At 67.0% G+C, this 18859-nt stretch carries 19 protein-coding genes and 2 tRNA genes; 12 read left to right on the top strand and 9 right to left on the bottom strand.

Annotated elements, in window-relative coordinates:
• Positions 1 to 18 precede the first annotated feature (18 nt).
• Both AC07PF_RS11450 and AC07PF_RS11445 read right to left on the bottom strand, forming a co-directional pair.
• Positions 19 to 690: a DUF1294 domain-containing protein gene (locus AC07PF_RS11450; RefSeq protein ID WP_494611912.1), complete on the bottom strand. Its 672-nt coding sequence runs from the start codon at positions 688 to 690 to the stop codon at positions 19 to 21.
• A 12-nt stretch (positions 691 to 702) separates the two neighbouring features.
• Positions 703 to 1593, bottom strand: a complete 891-nt coding sequence (locus AC07PF_RS11445) for a CoA transferase (RefSeq protein WP_494611911.1) — start codon at positions 1591 to 1593, stop codon at positions 703 to 705.
• Positions 1594 to 1763: 170 nt separating this feature from the next.
• Between AC07PF_RS11445 and ygiD the strand changes: the two genes are divergently transcribed.
• Positions 1764 to 2630 carry a 4,5-DOPA-extradiol-dioxygenase gene (ygiD, locus tag AC07PF_RS11440; protein ID WP_494612024.1) on the top strand — a complete coding sequence of 289 codons (867 nt, stop codon included), beginning with the start codon at positions 1764 to 1766 and terminating at the stop codon, positions 2628 to 2630.
• Here the strand turns inward: ygiD and AC07PF_RS11435 are convergent.
• Both AC07PF_RS11435 and AC07PF_RS11430 read right to left on the bottom strand, forming a co-directional pair.
• Entirely contained in the window at positions 2599 to 3174 is a 576-nt protein-coding gene (locus AC07PF_RS11435) for a nucleotidyltransferase family protein (protein WP_494611910.1), read from the bottom strand. The genes ygiD and AC07PF_RS11435 overlap by 32 nt on opposite strands.
• 195 nt (positions 3175 to 3369) lie before the next feature.
• Entirely contained in the window at positions 3370 to 4566 is a 1197-nt protein-coding gene (locus tag AC07PF_RS11430; protein ID WP_494611909.1) for an amino acid aminotransferase, read from the bottom strand.
• A gap of 105 nt (positions 4567 to 4671) precedes the next feature.
• Here AC07PF_RS11430 and uvrB point away from each other — a divergent pair, with 105 nt between their 5' ends.
• The 11 genes from uvrB (at position 4672) to AC07PF_RS11375 (ending at position 13764) form a co-directional block, all read left to right on the top strand.
• Positions 4672 to 6762 carry an excinuclease ABC subunit UvrB gene (gene uvrB, locus AC07PF_RS11425; protein ID WP_494611908.1) on the top strand — a complete coding sequence of 697 codons (2091 nt, stop codon included), beginning with the start codon at positions 4672 to 4674 and terminating at the stop codon, positions 6760 to 6762.
• Positions 6763 to 7051: 289 nt separating this feature from the next.
• Positions 7052 to 7588 carry a Fe-S cluster assembly transcriptional regulator IscR gene (gene iscR, locus AC07PF_RS11420; RefSeq protein WP_007851285.1) on the top strand — a complete coding sequence of 179 codons (537 nt, stop codon included), beginning with the start codon at positions 7052 to 7054 and terminating at the stop codon, positions 7586 to 7588.
• A gap of 137 nt (positions 7589 to 7725) precedes the next feature.
• Positions 7726 to 8940 carry an IscS subfamily cysteine desulfurase gene (locus tag AC07PF_RS11415; RefSeq protein WP_007851283.1) on the top strand — a complete coding sequence of 405 codons (1215 nt, stop codon included), beginning with the start codon at positions 7726 to 7728 and terminating at the stop codon, positions 8938 to 8940.
• Between the two features lie 41 nt (positions 8941 to 8981).
• A complete protein-coding gene (iscU, locus tag AC07PF_RS11410) occupies positions 8982 to 9380 on the top strand; it encodes a Fe-S cluster assembly scaffold IscU (protein WP_007851274.1) in 399 nt (132 codons plus the stop codon).
• Positions 9381 to 9386: 6 nt separating this feature from the next.
• The gene (gene iscA / locus AC07PF_RS11405; protein ID WP_007851273.1) at positions 9387 to 9710 is read left to right on the top strand and encodes an iron-sulfur cluster assembly protein IscA; all 324 of its coding nucleotides are present in this window, start codon (positions 9387 to 9389) and stop codon (positions 9708 to 9710) included.
• Positions 9711 to 9965: 255 nt separating this feature from the next.
• Positions 9966 to 10484 (top strand): Fe-S protein assembly co-chaperone HscB, encoded by a 519-nt coding sequence (hscB, locus tag AC07PF_RS11400; protein ID WP_007851271.1) that lies wholly within the window; start codon positions 9966 to 9968, stop codon positions 10482 to 10484.
• 74 nt (positions 10485 to 10558) lie between these two features.
• Entirely contained in the window at positions 10559 to 12427 is a 1869-nt protein-coding gene (gene hscA / locus AC07PF_RS11395) for a Fe-S protein assembly chaperone HscA (RefSeq protein WP_494612023.1), read from the top strand.
• 42 nt (positions 12428 to 12469) lie between these two features.
• Entirely contained in the window at positions 12470 to 12808 is a 339-nt protein-coding gene (gene fdx, locus AC07PF_RS11390) for an ISC system 2Fe-2S type ferredoxin (RefSeq protein WP_007851267.1), read from the top strand.
• A 1-nt stretch (position 12809) separates the two neighbouring features.
• Positions 12810 to 13523, top strand: a complete 714-nt coding sequence (dnaQ, locus tag AC07PF_RS11385) for a DNA polymerase III subunit epsilon (RefSeq protein ID WP_494611907.1) — start codon at positions 12810 to 12812, stop codon at positions 13521 to 13523.
• 38 nt (positions 13524 to 13561) lie between these two features.
• Positions 13562 to 13636, top strand: a tRNA-Val gene (locus AC07PF_RS11380).
• A gap of 53 nt (positions 13637 to 13689) precedes the next feature.
• Positions 13690 to 13764 (top strand) — tRNA-Val (locus AC07PF_RS11375).
• Between the two features lie 80 nt (positions 13765 to 13844).
• Here the strand turns inward: AC07PF_RS11375 and AC07PF_RS11370 are convergent.
• The 5 genes from AC07PF_RS11370 to AC07PF_RS11350 all read right to left on the bottom strand — a co-directional run bounded on the left by AC07PF_RS11370 (position 13845) and on the right by AC07PF_RS11350 (position 18841).
• Positions 13845 to 14816, bottom strand: coding sequence for an MBL fold metallo-hydrolase (locus AC07PF_RS11370; RefSeq protein ID WP_494611906.1), 972 nt, complete (start codon positions 14814 to 14816; stop codon positions 13845 to 13847).
• A 48-nt stretch (positions 14817 to 14864) separates the two neighbouring features.
• Positions 14865 to 15722: an ABC transporter substrate-binding protein gene (locus tag AC07PF_RS11365; RefSeq protein WP_494611905.1), complete on the bottom strand. Its 858-nt coding sequence runs from the start codon at positions 15720 to 15722 to the stop codon at positions 14865 to 14867.
• Positions 15723 to 15790: 68 nt separating this feature from the next.
• Positions 15791 to 16534 (bottom strand): GntR family transcriptional regulator, encoded by a 744-nt coding sequence (locus tag AC07PF_RS11360; RefSeq protein ID WP_007848330.1) that lies wholly within the window; start codon positions 16532 to 16534, stop codon positions 15791 to 15793.
• Positions 16535 to 16550: 16 nt separating this feature from the next.
• Positions 16551 to 17237 (bottom strand): cysteine hydrolase family protein, encoded by a 687-nt coding sequence (locus AC07PF_RS11355; protein ID WP_494611904.1) that lies wholly within the window; start codon positions 17235 to 17237, stop codon positions 16551 to 16553.
• Positions 17234 to 18841, bottom strand: coding sequence for an ABC transporter ATP-binding protein (locus AC07PF_RS11350; RefSeq protein ID WP_494611903.1), 1608 nt, complete (start codon positions 18839 to 18841; stop codon positions 17234 to 17236). The genes AC07PF_RS11355 and AC07PF_RS11350 overlap by 4 nt, the downstream gene beginning before the upstream one ends.
• Positions 18842 to 18859 lie beyond the last annotated feature (18 nt).

The following is an 18859-nucleotide window of genomic DNA, read 5'->3' as shown; positions in this document are numbered from 1 at the left end:
GTCTCCGGCTGCCCACCGTTATCCTCCCCCGCGAAGCAGCCAGGCAGCCAGGCCCGCGCAATGCAGCACGACGGTGGCCCAGTACAGCATGCGGAACGCGGTCTTGCTCGATTTGTGGCGCAGGATCTGCTGGGCGAACCAGGCGCCCGGCCAACCGCCCGCGAGGGCCAGCAGGTGCAGGTGGTTCTCCGGTACGCGCCATTGGCCGCTTTGCGCAGCGCTCTTGTCCAGGGCGTAGACGATGAAGGTCAGCAGGTTGAGCGCCACGGCGGCGCCCAGCAGCCACCAGGGCAATCGGTTGCTCCATGCGCCGAAGGCCAGCATGCCCAGCCACAGCCCCATCAGCAGGAAAGCCAGCCCCTGGAAGGCTGGCGAGGCACCGGATCGACCGGCGCGCGGTGGCTGCGGTCGCCGGGTTGAGGGCGCTTGCGCCTTTTTGCTGCCGCCGGCCGCCGAGCGGGCGGCGGGTGCGGTGACCGCGGGGGCGCCCACGGGCTGCACTGCCATGGCCCGGGGGCCTTTGCCGCCGACATGGATCTCCTGGTAGCTCACCGACTGCCCTTCGCGGGGCGTTCCACCGCCCTGGAAATCGCGCACGTGGAAGAAAACGTCGGCGGGCGTGTCGGGACTGCGGATGAAGCCAAAGGCGCGCTCGGCGTTCCAGCGCACTACCGTTCCCTGTTTCTGCATCGGCGATATCCCTCAGGCCAGGGTGTGCAGTGGAATGTCCTGCGCCTGTGCCAGCGCATCGAGCTGCGCACGGGTCTGCGTGCGCAGGAAGGCGGCCACAGCCTCATGTGTGGCCGGGGCGCGCAGCACCTGGGCATCACCCGTGGCGGGCAGGCCGGCGGCGGCGCACAGGCTGGCGGCAAAGTGGGGCTCGAGCGCGGCCACGGCCACGCGGCCGTCGGCGCAGGGGTAGATGCGGTAGCCCGCATGGTTGCCGCCGACGTCGCCATCGGGTGTGGTCAGGCCCCAGTCGCGTGGCTGGGCCAGCCAGGCGGCGGCATCCGCCAGCGCGACCTCGATGCACACCCCGTTGCCGGCGTGGGCGCGTTCCAGCAGGGCCTGCAGCACGGCCTCGCTGGCCATCAGCGACCCGCCCATGTCGGCATACAGCGTGGGCGGCATCTCGGTGCCGGTGACCAGGCCGGCATCGGCCAGGTAGGTGAGGTCGTGGCCCGGCTCCTCGGCGCGCTCGGCAGCGGCGCCCACGATGCGCACCAGCGACAGGCGTGGGTATTTCGCCTGCAGTGCCTCCCAGGCCAGGCCCAGCTTGGCCAGGGCCGAGGGGCGAAAGGAGGTGATGAGCACATCGGTGTGTGCCAGCTCTTCGTGCAGCGTGGCCTGGCCCTCGGCCGTCTTGAGGTGGGCATGCAGCACGCGCACCCCCTGGTGCAGCGTGGCATAGGCCGCCGGGCTGTAGATGCCCATGGGGTCGGCGCTGGGATAGCCGGCTGTCGGTGGTGGTTCGAGCTTGGTGCATTCGGCACCCATGCGCGCGCAGCGCATCAGCGCGGCGGGGCCGGGCAGGTTCAGGGCAAGGCTCAGTACGCGGGTGTTGCGCAGGGGTTGGGGCAGGGTGGTGCTCATGTCTCTTTATAGGAATGGAATAAAAGCGGAGTGCTGGGCGTGGTCGGAACTTTGGCCAGTCCGGGTGCTCACTCCCTGCGTTATACAAAATTTGTTACCTTATCCTCCCGTCCATGCAACGCAGAACCTCTTTGGCCGCCCTTGCCGGGCTGGCCACTTTTCCGGGAGTGATGACCGTGACCCCGCTCAGCAGTGCCGCCACCTTGCCCGTGTTGCAATCCCTCAAGCCCTCGCCGCGCATGCCGGTGCTGTTTGTCGGCCATGGCAGCCCCATGAACGCCATCGAGGACAACGCCTGGCGCCGCGCCTGGCAGGCGCTGGGCACGGAGCTGATGGCCCGCGCGGTGCAGCCCCAGCTCATCCTGTGCGTCTCGGCCCACTGGCTCACACGGGACGGCTGGCAGCTCACGGGCATGGCCAATCCCAAGACCATCCACGATTTTGGCGGCTTTCCGCAGGCGCTGTTCGACCAGCAATACCCCGCGCCCGGCGCTCCTGCCGTGGCGCGCAGCCTGGCCAAGGAACTCAAGTCGCCTGCCACGGGCGCCGCACTGGGCGTGGACGAGGGCGAGTGGGGCCTGGACCACGGTACCTGGTCGGTGCTCAAGCCCATGTTCCCCAAGGCGCAGATTCCCGTACTGCAGCTGAGCATGGACTACAGCCGGGCACCCGCCGAGCACTACGCCCTGGGCAAACAGCTCGCGGCGCTGCGCGAGCGCGGCGTGCTCATCGTGGGCAGTGGCAATGTGGTGCACAACCTGCGCGTCACGCGCCGGGGCACTGCCGCCAACGAAGCCTACGACTGGGCCAGCGAGTTCGATGGGGTGGTGCAGGACCAGATCAAGCAGGGCCAGCTCGCTGCGCTGCCCGACTTCCTGAAGCTCGGCGCCGTGGCCAAGCAGGCCCACCCCACGCACGAGCACTACCTGCCGCTGCTGTATGCGGCCGGGGCGGTGCAGTCGACCGAAATGCCGCGCTTTTTCAATACAGGCTTCCAGTCGGCGTCTATCTCGATGCGCTCTGTTCTCTGGGGGTGAACTCCCGCTTGATCTGCAGCCAGGGCCAGCGCTGCTGGTAGCTTTGCGCCTTGGCATCGAACAGCGGCAGGTGCGGGCAGGCAGGGTTGGGCCGCAGGATGCCTGCATACAGCTCATCGAGCCCATACGGCGCGTGCAGCACCGGGCCTGACGGGGCGGGCTGCAGACCCACGCAGGTGCAGGGCACCAGAAAGCGACCAATCCCGTCGCGCGCCGAGGTGAGGGCGGTGTAGGGGTAGCCGAACCATTCCTCGTACCACAGGTGCACGCGCGCCTGGTTCTTGGCTTCCACAGTGATCGGCAGGTCGGCGAACAGGGCTGCAGCGCGCGCCTGCACGGTTGCTTCGGCGGCGGCCGACAGGTCGCCGGCATCGAAGTAGAACAGGTCGTAGTCCTTGATGCGCGCATCGGGTGCATGGCCGGAGTGCAGGTTCCACACCGTCTGGAACAGGCAGCCCGCGACCAGCCAGGCATCGGGCAGGCCCAGAAGCGGCAAACGCTCCAGAATGGCCGCGTTGTGCGGGTTCTGGAGCGCTTCGCTCACAAAGCGGCTCTGAAGATCAGAGCTGGGGTTAAAAAGCGCATTCACTGCAATGCGTGTCGCCACTGTCCTTTGAACAAGCGCTGCCCATGCGAGGTAGCCGCGCAAGGGCCGCCCCGCCGCGCTGGCTGCGTCCCCCTTCCCGCCTCGCGTAGCGGGGCGAGAGAAAGGGGGAAGGCGCGTCAGCGACTCAGGGGGTTAGACCACTTTTGCGATGGATTGGCAGACGTAGTCGATGTTCTTGCTGTTCAGCGCAGCGACGCACATGCGGCCGGTGTCCGTGCCGTACACGCCGAACTCGTTGCGCAGGCGCACCATCTGGTCCTTGGTCAGGCCCGAGTAGCTGAACATGCCGATCTGGGTGGTGATGAAGGACATGTCCTGCTTCACACCGGCGGCCTTCAGGCCGTCGACCAGCTTCTGGCGCATGGCCTTGATGCGCACGCGCATTTCGGCCAGTTCCTTCTCCCACAGGGCGCGCAGTTCGGGGTTGCCCAGCACGGCGGCCACCACGGCGCCGCCGTGGATGGGTGGGTTGGAGTAGTTCGTGCGGATCACGATCTTGAGCTGGCTCAGCACGCGGCCGGCTTCTTCCTTGTTGGCGCACAGCACCGACAGGCCGCCCACGCGCTCGCCGTACAGGCTGAAGCTCTTGCTGAACGAGGTGGAGACGAAGAAGTTCAGGCCGGCAGCCACGAACTTGCCGATCACGGCGCCGTCTTCGGCGATGCCGTGGCCGAAGCCCTGGTAGGCCATGTCCAGGAAGGGCGTCAGGCCCTTGGCCTTGACGGCGGCGATCACCTGGTCCCACTGCGCGGCAGTGATGTCGTAGCCGGTGGGGTTGTGGCAGCAGGCGTGCAGCACGACGATGGTGCCGGCGGCAGCTGCGTTCAGGCTGGCCAGGAAGCCTTCGAAGTTCACGCCACGCTTTTCGGCGTCGTAGTAGGCATAGCTGTCGACTTCGAAGCCGGCGTTGGTGAACAGCGCGCGGTGGTTTTCCCAGCTCGGGTCGGAGATCAGCACCTTGGCGTTGGGGCTGACTTTCTTCAGGAAGTCGGCGCCGATCTTCAGGCCGCCGGTGCCGCCGATGGCCTGCACGGTGGCCACGCGGCCGGAGGTCACGGGCTCGCTGTCCGCGCCGAAAACCAGGCCCTTGACCGCATTGTCATAGGCCACGATGCCGTCGATGGGCAGGTAGCCGCGCGCCGTGGGGGCCGACATCATGGTCTTTTCGGCGGCTTGCACGCACTGCAGCAGGGGCAGCTTGCCGTTGTCGTCGAAATACACGCCCACACCCAGGTTGACCTTGTTGGGGTTGGTGTCGGCAGCAAATTGCTCGTTGAGGCCCAGGATGGGGTCGCGGGGTGCCATTTCGACGGCGGTGAACAGAGACATGAAAATCCTTGAAAGGTTGTCAGTAGCGAAGAATCCAGGCGTGGTGTAACGTGCCAGGTTCCGCCGATTTTAACGGCTAGCCCCCACCAACCGTTGACCTACCCCATGCTGGAAATATCAGAAGTCATACCGGATCAGCAAGACGGCGAATTCGTGCGCTTTCCCGATTCGCCGTTCGAGCTGTTCCAGCCGTACCCCCCTGCGGGCGACCAGCCCGAGGCCATCGACAAGCTGGTCGAGGGGCTGAACGACGGCGAGGCCTTCCAGACCCTGCTCGGGGTCACGGGCTCAGGCAAGACCTTCACCATGGCCAACGTGATCGCCCGCATGGGCCGCCCGGCCATCGTGTTCGCGCCCAACAAGACCCTGGCCGCGCAGCTGTACAGCGAGTTCCGCGAGTTCTTCCCGAAGAACGCCGTGGAGTACTTCGTGAGCTACTACGACTACTACCAGCCCGAGGCCTATGTGCCCCAGCGCGACCTGTTCATCGAGAAGGACAGCGCGATCAACGAGCACATCGAGCAGATGCGCCTGTCGTGCACCAAGAGCCTGATGGAGCGCACCGACGTGGTCATCGTCGCCACCGTCTCGGCCATCTACGGCATCGGCGAGCCCGAGAGCTACCACCGCATGGTGATGACCTTGCGCTCGGGCGACAAGCTGGGCCAGCGCGACGTGATCGCCCAACTGATCCGCATGCAGTACCAACGCAACGAGGCTGATTTTTCGCGCGGCAAGTTCCGCGTGCGTGGCGACACCATCGACGTGTTCCCGGCCGAGCACTCGGAGCTGGCCATCCGCATCGAGCTGTTCGACGACGAGATCGAGAGCCTGCAGCTGTTCGATCCGCTCACGGGCCGCGTCAAGCAGAAGATCCCGCGCTTCACGGTCTACCCCAGCAGCCACTACGTGACGCCGCGCGACAAGGTGCTGGCGGCCGTGGAGACCATCAAGATCGAGCTGGCCGAGCGCCTCAAGCAGCTGCTGGACGACGGCAAGCTGGTGGAGGCCCAGCGCCTGGAGCAGCGCACGCGCTTCGACCTGGAGATGCTCAGCGAAGTAGGGCACTGCAAGGGCATCGAGAACTACACGCGCCACCTCTCGGGCGCCGCGCCGGGCGACCCGCCGAGCACGCTGACCGACTACATGCCCAAGAACGCGCTGATGTTCCTGGACGAGAGCCACCAGATGATCGGCCAGCTCAACGCCATGTACAGCGGCGACCGTTCGCGCAAGACCACGCTGGTGGAGTATGGTTTTCGGCTGCCCTCGGCACTGGACAACCGGCCGCTCAAGTTCGAGGAGTTCGAGCAGCGCATGCGCCAGGTGGTCTTCGTCTCGGCCACGCCGGCCGACTACGAAAAGCAGCACGCCGGCCAGGTGGTGGACCAGGTGGTGCGCCCCACGGGCCTGGTGGACCCGGTGGTGGAGGTGCGCCCCGCCACCCACCAGGTGGATGATGTGCTGCAGGAGATCCGCATCCGCGCCGAAAAGAACGAGCGTGTGCTCATCACCACGCTGACCAAGCGCATGGCCGAGCAGCTGACCGACTACCTCACGGACAACGGCGTCAAGGTGCGCTACCTGCACAGCGACGTGGACACGGTGGAGCGGGTGGAGATCATCCGCGACCTGCGCCTGGGCGCTTTCGACGTGCTGGTGGGCATCAACCTGCTGCGCGAGGGCCTGGACATTCCCGAGGTCTCGCTGGTGGCGATCCTCGATGCCGACAAGGAGGGCTTCCTGCGCGCCGAGCGCAGCCTGATCCAGACCATAGGCCGTGCGGCACGCAACATGAATGGCCACGCCATCCTCTACGCGGACCGCATCACCGATTCCATGAAAAAAGCCATGGGCGAGACGGAACGCCGCCGCGCAAAGCAGATCGCACACAACGAGGCACACGGAATCACGCCGCGCAGCATTGTCAAGAGGGTAAGAGACCTGATTGACGGTGTGTACAGCGAGAAAGCGGGCAAGGACGCCGAGCGGCTGGAGCAGGAAACCATGCAGCGCGCCAAGGTGGAGGACATGTCCGAGAAGGACGTGGCGCGCGAAATCAAGCGGCTCGAGAAGCTCATGCTGGAGCATGCGCGCAACCTCGAATTCGAGCAGGCGGCGCGTGTACGCGACCAGCTCACGCGGCTGAAGGACCAGGCCTTCGGCGCGCATGGCAACGATTCCGTGGCCTTGTAGAGCGCGCGGTGCGCCCCGACCTGATGGACAGGGCGTACTGCAGGGCGACGGGCTGTCCGTAAAAACGCGTATGGGGAAATAGTGACCCGCCAGTTTCTTATCCCGACTGATTCAATAGGGATTTGTGCTATACTCCTACAAACTACTCAAGAACAAAAGCCCACAAGATGAAGGGCTCTGCACCGGGAAAACCCGTGTGGAGTAAGGGGCGGAGACGGTGTCGTTGCGGGCCAACAGCCTGCAGTCGGCAGTTTCTACAACGAACAAGCCTTAGCACAAGGAGCTTGCGATGCGTCTCACTACCAAAGGCCGTTTTGCGGTCACCGCCATGATTGACCTGGCCCTGCGCCAGAACAACGGACCCGTCACCCTGGCTGCCATCAGCCAGCGCCAGCAGATTTCGCTGTCCTACCTGGAACAGCTGTTCGGCAAGCTGCGCCGCCACGAACTGGTGGAATCCACCCGTGGCCCCGGCGGCGGCTACACCCTGGCCCGCAAGGCGGGCGACATCACGGTGGCCGACATCATCGTATCCGTGGACGAACCCATTGACGCCACCCAGTGCGGCGGCAAGGAAAACTGCCTGGGCGAAGCCGGCCGTTGCATGACGCATGAGCTGTGGGCCTCGCTGAACCAGCGCATGGTCGAGTTCCTCGACTCCGTCACGCTGCAAAAGCTGGTCGAAGAGCAACTGGCCAAGGGCGTGCAGATCGAGGACAAGCCGGTCGTGCGCCGCGCCATCTCGACGACCCCGGTGGTCAAGCCGATCCGTGTGAACGCCCCGAATTCGGTGTTCGCGCTCGGCAACGTTTTCGCCAAGTCCTGACCGCCAGATGCGCCGCGCCGGCCCTGGGGTCGGCACCGCCCTGAACGTCTCCTGTTTCTGTAACCAACTGTCCAACTGTTCTTCGTTCGTTGTTTGCAAGCAAGCCCAAGCCAGCAACCTCCTGAGCCAGCCACGCCATGACTCCACATTTCCCCATCTACCTCGACTACGGCGCCACCACCCCTGTGGACCCGCGCGTAGTGGACGCCATGATTCCCTGGTTGCGCGAGCATTTCGGCAACCCGGCATCGCGCAGCCACGCCTGGGGCTGGGAAGCGGAAGAGGCGGTGGAAAAGGCGCGTGTGCAGGTGGCCGACCTGATCCACGCCGATCCACGCGAGATCGTCTGGACCAGCGGCGCCACGGAATCGATCAACCTGGCCCTGAAGGGCGCTGCCCAGTTCTACAAGGGCAAGGGCAAGCACCTGATCACGCTCAAGACCGAGCACAAGGCCGTGCTGGACACCATGCGCGAGCTGGAGCGCCAGGGCTTCGAAGCCACCTACCTCGACGTCAAGGAAGACGGTCTGGTGGACCTGGACGCGCTCAAGGCCGCCATCCGCCCCGATACGGTGCTGGTGAGCATCCTGTTCGTGAACAACGAGATCGGCGTGATCCAGGACATCCCGGCCATCGGCGCACTGTGCCGTGAAAAGGGCGTGCTGCTGCACGTGGATGCCGCGCAGGCCACCGGCCGCGTCGAGATCGACATGAACACCCTGCCCATCGACCTGATGAGCATGACCGCGCACAAGACCTACGGCCCCAAGGGCGTGGGTGCCCTGTACGTGCGCCGCAAGCCGCGCGTGCGCCTGGAAGCGCAGATGCACGGTGGCGGCCATGAGCGCGGCATGCGTTCGGGCACCTTGCCCACGCACCAGATCGTGGGCATGGGCGAGGCCTTCCGCATCGCCAAGGAAGAAATGGCCGAATCCAACGCCAAGGCCCATGCGCTGCAGCAGCGCTTGCTCAATGGCCTGAAGGACATCGAACAGGTGTTCATCAACGGCAGCATGGAACGCCGCGTGCCGCAGAACCTGAACATGAGCTTCAACTACGTCGAAGGCGAGTCGCTGATCATGGGCATCAAGGGCCTGGCCGTGTCGTCGGGCTCCGCCTGCACCTCGGCCAGCCTGGAGCCCAGCTATGTGTTGCGCGCCCTGGGCCGCAGCGACGAGCTGGCCCACAGCAGCCTGCGCATGACCATCGGCCGCTTCACGACCGAGGAAGAGATCGACTACGCGATCGCCACCATCCGCGAAAACGTCGCCCGACTGCGCGAGCTGAGTCCGCTGTGGGAGATGTACCAGGATGGCGTGGACATCAGCACCATCCAGTGGGCTGCGCACTGACCGAATTCATGGCATTTTGACGAATTGAAGAGGTAGACATCATGGCTTATTCAGACAAAGTGGTTGACCATTACGAGAACCCCCGCAACGTGGGCTCGTTCGACAAGGGTGACGAATCGGTGGGCACCGGCATGGTGGGCGCGCCCGCCTGCGGCGACGTGATGAAGCTGCAGATCAAGGTGAACCCCGAAACCGGCGTGATCGAAGACGCACGCTTCAAGACCTATGGCTGCGGCTCGGCCATCGCCTCGTCCTCGCTGGTGACCGAATGGGTCAAGGGCAAGACGCTGGACGAAGCGGCAGCCCTCAAGAACAGCGTGATCGCCGAAGAGCTGGCCCTGCCGCCCGTCAAGATCCACTGCTCCATCCTCGCGGAAGACGCCATCAAGGCCGCCGTGCTCGATTACAAGACCAAGCACGCTGCGGCTGTGACCGCCTGATCGACCATGGCCATCACGCTGACCGAAGCCGCTGCGCGGCACGTGACCCGCTACCTGTCCCGCCGGGGCAAGGGGCTGGGCGTGCGCCTGGGCGTCAAGACCACCGGCTGCTCGGGCCTGGCCTACAAGCTCGAGTACGTGGACGATACCGAGCCTGAGGACGTGGTGTTCGAGAACCACGGCGTGAAGGTGCTGATCGACCCCAAGAGCCTGGCTTACATCGACGGCACCGAGCTCGACTTCGTGCGCGAGGGCCTGAACGAAGGCTTCAGGTTCAACAACCCCAACGAGCGCGACCGCTGCGGTTGCGGCGAGAGCTTCCGCGTTTAAGAGGCAGAGAGTCTTTCCTCCATGCCCGTCCTGCACGCTAAAACGCCCTCACTCGTCGTTGCAAATGCTCGCCATAGCCCAGCTATGGCTGCGCTTTGCGCCTAGATTGAGGGCGTTTTGGCGTACCTTCCGGGCACGGCCGAAAAACTCTCTGCCTCTGATCGCTTGCGGGCCACGGTGCCTGCTGTACTGAGCGCCCAGCCAAACCGCCATCGCACCCCGTGCTGGCGGTTTTTTCTTGACCCTTTCCCCTCCATGAACCTGCAATCCGACGATTTCGAGCTGTTCGGCCTCGCGCAGCGCTTTGCGCAGGAGCGCAGCGCCATCGACGCGCGCTGGAAGGAGCTGCAGCGCGAAGCCCACCCCGACAAATTCGCCGCGCAGGGCGCCGCGGCCCAGCGCGTGGCCATGCAGTGGTCGGTGCGCATCAACGAGGCCTACCAGCGCCTGAAGGATCCGCTGCGGCGCGCGGCCTACCTGTGCGAGCTGCGCGATGCGCCGATTCGCGCCGAGGACAACACGGCCATGCCGGCGGCCTTTTTGATGCAGCAGATGGAATGGCGCGAGTCGCTCGAGGACGCCCAGGGCGAGGCCGCCCTGGATGCCCTGGACGACGAGGTGCAGCAGGCGCGGCGCGCGGCCCTGGCGCGCTGTGGGCAGTTGCTGGACGAGGCGGGCGATGCCGCCGGTGCGGCGCGCGAGGTCAGAGCCCTCATGTTCATTGCGCGATTTGCCGACGATATCGAGCGCCGCCGGGATCAACTGGGACAATAGGGACTGCCCCCCTTTCCTGCGAGCCGCACGGCGTGCCCGCAGACAACGTAGAACACGACGACAAGAACTATTCCATGGCGCTTTTGCAGATCTCCGAACCCGGCCAGTCCCCCGACCCGCACCAGCGGCGCATTGCCGTGGGCATCGACCTGGGCACCACGCACTCCCTGGTGGCGGCCGTGCGCAATGGCGTGGCCGAATGCCTGCCCGATGACCAGGGCAGGGTGCTGCTGCCCTCGGTGGTGCGCTACCTGGAGGCGGGTGGCCGCCAGATCGGGCACGATGCCGTGGCCGCGCAGGCACAGGACCCGCGCAACACCATTGCCTCGGTCAAGCGCTTCATGGGCCGGGGCCTGGCCGACGTGGCCGATGCCGGCAAGCTGCCCTACGACTTCGTGCCCCCGGCCGACAGCGCCCTGGGCATGGTGAGCCTGGCCACCGTGGGCGGGGTGAAATCGCCCGTGGAGGTGAGCGCCGAGATCCTGGCCACGCTGCGCTACCGCGCCGAGGACACCTTCAACGACGACCTGTACGGTGCGGTGATCACCGTGCCCGCATACTTCGACGACGCCCAGCGCCAGGCCACCAAGGACGCGGCCCAACTGGCCGGCATCCACCTGCTGCGCCTGATCAACGAGCCCACGGCCGCTGCCATCGCCTACGGCCTGGACAATGCCAGCGAGGGCGTCTACGCCGTGTACGACCTGGGCGGTGGCACTTTCGACATCTCCATCCTGCGGCTCACGCAGGGTGTGTTCGAGGTCATCGCCACGGGCGGCGATTCGGCCCTGGGGGGTGACGACTACGATGCCGCCCTGGCCGACCAGGTGCTGCAGCAACTGGGCCGCACGGTCGAGACCCCATCGGACAAGGTCGCGGCCCGCATGGCGGCCCGCGCCTGCAAGGAGGCGCTGACGGCTGCCGAGCATGCCACCTTCTCGGCCCAGATGGCTGGCGAGGCCGTGCAGCATGCCGTGGCGCGTGCGGACTTCGAGGCGGCCACGGCCCACCTCACCACGCGCTCCATGGCCGCCGTGCGCCGTGCGCTGCGCGATGCGCACCTCACGCGTGAGGAAGTGCAGGGCGTGGTCATGGTCGGCGGCTCCACCCGCATGCCGCAGGTGCAGAAGGCCGTGGCCGATTTCTTCGGCACCACGCCGCTGACCAACCTGAATCCCGACGAGGTGGTGGCCCTGGGTGCCTCCATCCAGGCCAACCAGCTGGCCGGCAACAACACCGCGGGCGATCTGCTGCTGCTCGATGTGATCCCGCTGTCGCTGGGCATCGAGACCATGGGCGGCCTGGTGGAGCGCATCGTGGCGCGCAACGAGACCATTCCCACCGCCAAGGCGCAGGACTTCACCACCTACAAGGACGGCCAGACCGCCCTGGCGATCCATGTGCTGCAGGGCGAGCGCGACCTGGTGCAGGACTGCCGCAGCCTGGCGCGCTTCGAGCTGCGCGGCATTCCGCCGATGGCGGCCGGCGCAGCCCGCATCCGCGTGACCTTCACCGTCGATGCCGACGGCCTCTTGAGCGTGAGCGCGAAGGAGCAGGGCAGCGGCGTGGAGGCGCGCATCGACGTGAAGCCCTCCTATGGCCTGTCGGACGACGAGATCGCCCGCATGCTGCAGGACGGATTTGCCACCGCCGCGCAGGACATGCGCGCCCGCGCCGTGGTCGAGGCCCGCGTGGATGCCGACCGCATGCTGCTGGCTACGCAGAGCGCGCTCGACGCCGATGGCGACGTGCTCTCGGCCGGTGAGCGTGCCGACATCGACGCCCTGATGCAGGCCTTGAGCGGCCAGCGCGAATCAGAGGACGCCGCCGTGATCGAGGCCGCCACCGAGGCCCTGGCCAAGGGCACCGAGGCCTTTGCCGCGCAGCGCATGAACCGCGGCATCCAGCAGGCCCTGGCCGGCAAGAACGTGCAGTCTCTCTGACCGACCGCCCCCTTACGACAAGAACGAACAACCGACGCCACCATGCCCGTCATCAAGATCCTGCCCCACCCGGAATACTGTCCTGCCGGCGCCGAAATCACCGCGCCCGCCGGCACCTCGATCTGCGAGGCCATGCTGGACAACCACATCGACATCGAGCACGCCTGCGACATGAGCTGTGCCTGCACCACCTGCCACGTCATCGTGCGCCAGGGCCTGTCCTCGCTCAACGAGGCCGAGGAGGAAGAGGAAGACCTGCTGGACCGCGCCTGGGGTCTGGAGCCACAATCGCGCCTGTCGTGCCAGGCCATCCTGGCGCAAACCGATGTGACCGTGGAAATCCCCAAGTACACGATCAACCACGCAAAGGAAAACCACTGAAATGACACGGCAGATCGTTCTCGATACCGAAACCACCGGCCTCTCCGCCGAAGGTGGCGACCGCATCATCGAACTTGGCTGCGTGGAGCTGCTCAACCGCAAGCTCACCGGCAACAACCTGCACTTCTATTTCAACCCGGGGCGTGACAGCCATGAGGACGCGCTCAAGGTCCACGGCATCAGCAACGAGTTCCTGCGCGACAAGCCCAAGTTCGCCGAGCTGGCGCCGGACATCCTCGAGTACCTGCAGGGCGCCGAGGTCATCATCCACAACGCGGCCTTCGACGTCGGCTTCCTGAACAAGGAGCTCGAACTCACGGGCCGCCCGGCGCTCAAGACCTATGTCGCCAGCGTCACCGACACCCTGGCCATGGCCAAGGAGATGTTCCCCGGCAAGCGCAACTCGCTGGACGCGCTGTGCGACCGCCTGGAGGTCGACAACTCCGGCCGCACGCTGCACGGCGCCTTGCTCGATGCCGAGCTGCTGGCCGACGTCTACATCAACATGACGCGCGGCCAGGATGCGCTACTGGTCATCGACGATACGGACGACAGCGCTGGCGGCATCAGCGTCGCCGCCGTCGACCTGGGTGCCCTGGTGCTGCCCGTGCTGCCCGCCAGCGAGCAGGAGGTGGCGTCGCACGCCGAGGTGCTCACGCAGATCGACAAGGCAAGCAACGGCAAAACAATCTGGCGCAAATTCCAAACAGCCTGAAAAGTTGTGCCATAATCGAAGGCTGTCGCAGCGACAACGGGAGATTAGCTCAGGGGTAGAGCACTGCATTCACACTGCAGGGGTCGCAAGTTCGAAACTTGCATCTCCCACCACCACGCTCGCAGACAGACCACGGCAAAGTCCTTCGCACGAAGGATGGCGCTGCGGGAGATTAGCTCAGGGGTAGAGCACTGCATTCACACTGCAGGGGTCGCAAGTTCGAAACTTGCATCTCCCACCAATTCGAAACCCTTGCAGGCTTATGGCCTGCAAGGGTTTTTTCGTTGTGGCGCGTGCAACGCACGCTCCGTTGCGGGCCTTTCAGTTGCTGGCCTTGCCGCAACCCGCGGAGCAGATGCCGGCCGCCGTGAACTCCAGGGTCTTGCCGGACAGCGGCACCACCACCGGCACCCGCGATGCCTTGATGAAGGCCTCGGTCTTGCTGCCCGGGCGCACCACGCCGTCCACCGTGCCGACCTCGTTGACGTGCGACGCGATCACGGTGGCCGGCTTGACCAGTTCGTTGATCACGAAGGCGGCTTCCGCCGGGCCGGTGCTGAAGCCATCGCCGATGTTCATCACCGCCAGTTTCGCCTTGTAGTAGTCGCGCACCACGCGCTCCTGGTCGGCGGTGATGCCCGTGTCGCCCGACAGGTAGGCCACCAGCCCGTTGCTGAAGGTCAGCACGTAGCCCGTCGCCAGGCCCACGTCACCGGCAATGCCGGCCGCCTTCATCGCATCGCCCAACTGGCCGCCGATGTAATCCGGGTCCACGCCATTGCTGTGCACGGCCGTCACGGTGGCAATGCGCACACCGCCGACCGTGACGCTGCCGCCGAAGCGCGCCAGCACGGAGTTGGCCGGGTCGCCGCCATTGGCCCTGAGCTTGGCCGCGAAGAACGGCGGCATCTCGCTGCCCGTGACGATCTTGGACTTCTTGGCCAGGGCGATGTTCACCGCGCTGGAGTTGGGCAATGCTGATACCGACATGTCCGGGCTGGCGCAGGTCCCGGAGTTGGGCGCCTTGTTGTGCGCATTGCCGACATGGTCGCCGTGCATGTGGCTCACGAGGATGATGTCGATCTTGCCCAGGCGCGGGTCATTGGCGCCGGCCACCGTGCGGCCGGGGTCGTAGAGCACGCGCGTGCCGTTGGGGTCTTCGAAGACCAGGGCCCGGTCCTGCGGGCACAGTTCGCCGTCGATGCCGCCCAGCGGCGTCACCTTCACGTTCTGGGCCTGGGCCGACAAAGCGGCGACCAGGAAGAGGGCGGCGGCAGAGCACTTCAAGCGCATGGCATCTCCTTGTTCAACAGGCGGGGGCAGACAGGGGTTGGTCGTTGGTCAGCGCGGCGCTGCCGGGTCGGCGACGGCTGCGCCCTCGATGCCATGGCGCTTGAGCGCTGCGGCGACGAAGCCGCTGGCCTTCATGCGCTCGACGAAGGCATGCAGTGTGGAGTGCGCCAGCGGCGGGCGGCCCGCGGGCACGCCCATGGCCTGCTCGATCACCATGAAGCGCCCGGGCAGCAACCGCACGCCGGGCTCGCGCTGCGCGTCGGCCTCGAGCTGCTGGCGCACGCCGGCCGCCACGTCGAGCTTGCGCGACAGGAACTCATCGACCACCTGGGGCGAGGTAGCGGCCCGCACCAGCGTGGCCTGCTTGATCTCGCGGGTGAGGAACAGGTCGTAGGCGCTGCCCTTGCCGACGACCACCGTGGTCCCGGGCCGATCGACCTGCGCATTGGCGGTGAGTGGCGAATCGGCGCGCACCAGGTAGGCGCCCTCGATCACCACATAGGCTGCGGTGAACGCCACGCCCTCGCCGCGCACCGGGTCGATGGCGAAGAAGCCGACGTCGGCCTGGCCGGCGCGCACCACCTCCACCGATTTGCCGGCCGCATCCACGGCCTTGAGTTCCACCGGCACGCCGAGCTGCCGGCCCAGCTCCTGCGCCAGGTCGACCGAGACGCCCTTGAGCGCGCCCGTCGCCGCATCGCGCGAGGCGAGCACCGGGTTGCCGAGGTTGATCGAGGCCCGCAGCACGCCCTCGGGGGCCAACGCGCGGACGGCCTCGGCCGGCAGTACCGGTGATGGAGCGGTGGACGGCGGGGTGAGCGCGCAGGCGCAGAGCAGGGTGGCACACACCAGCGGCGCCAGGCTGCGGCGCGTGGCGAGGCCAGCGGGAATGCGGAGAATGGGCAAGGCAACGCTCCTTCTGTGGGGGCGACGGCACCCTGGGAGATGGCCCCGACGCACGGGGATTGTGTCACCTACCCCGGGTTGGGGCCAAGGCGAGCCATGTGCACCTGGTGCAGCGTGATCTTGCGTACCTCGGCCTGGCTGGTCTGGATGTGGGCGCGCAGCAGCATGGCGGCCTGATCGCCGCGGTGCGCACGGATGGCCTTGAGGATGGTGGCGTGTTCGTCGTACGTAGCGTCGATGCGCGCCTGCTGCGTGAAGTCGAGCCGGCGGATGATGCGGATGCGCTCGGTCACGTCGCGGTGCACGCGCGCCATCTCGGCATTGCCGGCGGCGCGCACCAGCGCGCAGTGGAAGGCTTCGTCCCAGGCCGCGACCTGCAGGGTGTCGGTGCTGCGCTGGTCGGGCGGCACCAGCCAGATGTTGTTCAGCTCGTCGAGCAGGCCGTGGTCGACCTGGATCGACTTGAGCGCGCCGGCCCCCTCGTCGCACAGGCGGTGCACCGCGGTGGTTTCCAGCACCATGCGCAGGTCGTAGAGCTGCTCGAACTGGTCGAAATCGAAGGGCAGCACGCGCCAGCCGCTGCGAAACAGCACCTCCACATAGCCCTCCTGCTGCAGGCGCACCAGGGCCTGGCGCACGGGCGTGCGCGAGACGCCCAGGCGCTCGCAGATCTCGTTCTCGGTGAAGCGGTCGCCGGGCACCAGCTTGAACTCGCCCACGTCGCGCTTGAGCTGGGCGTACACATCGTCGGCACGCGAGCTGCGCACCGGTTTCGTCTGGGAAGGGGGGAGGGCGGGGCGGGGTGTCTGCACAAGGCGACTTTAGCAACTAGGGGGCTGGGGCTGCGTCGGCCAAGGCCGACAGCAGCGCGGCCGATGGAGCGGTCCAGCCGACGATGGCGCCCTGGGCGCGCAGCATCTCGATGGCGGCTGCCTTGAAGTGGGGGAAGTAGCTCTCGGTGCAGTCTTCCAGCAGCAGGCCATCATACCCGCGGTCATTGGCCTCGCGCATGCTGGTCTGCACGCAGACCTCGGTGGTCACCCCCATGAAGACGAGGTGGGTGATACCGCGCGCCTGCAGGGTTGCGTGCAGCCCGGTGGCGTAGAACATGCCCTTGCCCGGCTTGTCGACCACGATCTCGCCGGCCACCGGGGCCAGCGCGGGAATGATCTGGTTGCCAGGCTCGCCCGCGACCAGGATGCGGCCCATGGGCCCCGCGTCGCCGATGCGCAGCTGCGGGTTGCCGCGCAGGCGCTTGGCGGGCGGGCAGTCGGACAGGTCGGGCCGGTGCGATTCGCGCGTATGCACCACCAGGCCGCCCGCGGCGCGCCAGGCCTGCAGCACGGCCTGGCAGGCCGGCACGATGGCCTCGAGCAGCGACACATCGTTGCCCAGGGTCTCGCCGAAACCGCCGGGTTCGATGAAGTCGCGCTGCATGTCGATGATCACCAGCGCCGTGTGCGCCAGCGCGAAGCGGTACTCGAAGGGGTTGGCGTGGAGGGTGCGCAGGCTCATGCGGAGGCTTCCTGGTGGGATGGGTGGTCGTGCCCGCCGCCCATGTAGGCGCCCAGCACATGGCGCTCGGCGATGGCGGCCGGGGTCTCGTGGACGATGCGGCCCTCGCTCATGACCACGATGCGGTCGGCCAGCTCCAGCAGTTCGTCCAGGTCTTCGCTGATCAGCAGCACGGCCCCGCCGCGTTCGCGCACGCCCAGGATGCGAGCATGGATCTCGGCAACGGCCGCGAAGTCCAGCCCGAACACGGGGTTGGCGGCGATCAGCACGTTGATCTCGCCCGCCAGCTCGCGTGCCAGCACCGCACGCTGCACGTTGCCGCCCGACAGGCTGCGGATGGGCGCGCCCTCGCCCTGGGTCTTGACGCCGTAGCCCGCGATCCATTCGCGCGCGCGGCTGCGCCAGGCGGCAAAACGCAGCACGCCGCCGTGGCGCAGCGGCGGCTGGTCGAAGTCGCGCAGGGCCATGTTCTCGGCCACCGACAGGTCGCCCACGCAGGCATTGCGCAGCGGTTCCTCGGGCAGGCTGCGCACCTTGAGCTCGCGGTTCTGCGCGCGCGTGGCGGTGTAGTCCCGGCCCAGCACCTGCACCCGGCCGGCCAGGCGCGGGCGCTGGCCCACCAGGGCCTCGACCAGTTCGCGCTGGCCGTTGCCCGACACGCCGGCCACGCCAAGCACCTCGCCCCGGCGCACCACGAGGTCCAGGCCCGGCAGGGCCAGCGTACCGCGGTCGCCCGGGGCCTGCAGGCCCTGCACCTGCAGCGCGACCTCGCCCGGCGCGGCACCGGTGTCGGCAGCCGACGCCGGGCGGACGGCGATGGACGGGGCGTTGGCGGTCTCGCCCATCATGGCCTGGGCCAGGGCCTGTGGCCCGGTATCGGCCACGCGGCCATGGTGCACGGCCTGGCCCCGGCGCAGCACGGTCACCGCATCGGCATAGGCCATGACCTCGCGGAACTTGTGCGTGATGATGATGACGCTGCACTGCCCGCTCTGCGCAAAGGCGCGCACATGGCCCAGCACCTCGTCGGCCTCCTGCGGGGTCAGCACCGAGGTGGGCTCGTCCAGGATCAAGAGGCGCGGGCGCAGGTACAGCTGCTTGAGCAGTTCGAGCTTCTGCTTTTCGCCGGCTGCCAGCTCCGAGGGGCGGGCATCCAGGTCCAGCCGGAAGGGCGTGGTGGCCAGAAAGGCCTGCAGTTCGGCCCGCTTGGCGCGCCAGTCGATCACCGCCGGGGTCTGGCCGCCGGCCAGCAGCAGGTTCTCGGCCACCGTCATGCCCGGCGCCAGCGTGAAGTGCTGGTAGACCATGCCGATGCCCAGGCTGCGCGCGACGATGGGGTTGGCGATGGCCTGCTCGCGCCCGTCGATCAGGATGGCGCCTTCCTCGGCCCTTTGGTACCCCGCCACGCATTTGACCAGCGTGCTCTTGCCCGCGCCGTTCTCGCCGAGCAGGGCATGCACGCTGCCGGGTTCCACGCGCATGCTCACGCGGTCCATGGCGGTGAAGCTGCCAAAGCGCTTGGTCAGGTTCCAGGTCTCCAGCGCCAGCGCGCCGGTGCCAGGGGGCAGGGCGCCTATGGGGTGATCGGGCAGGGGGACGGACATGGTGTTTCCTTTATCGCG

The organism is Acidovorax sp. GW821-FHT10A04 (genome assembly GCF_059415825.1).
The sequence above is the reverse complement of the archived record's forward strand: the minus strand, read 5'-3'. Positions and strand labels throughout refer to the sequence as shown.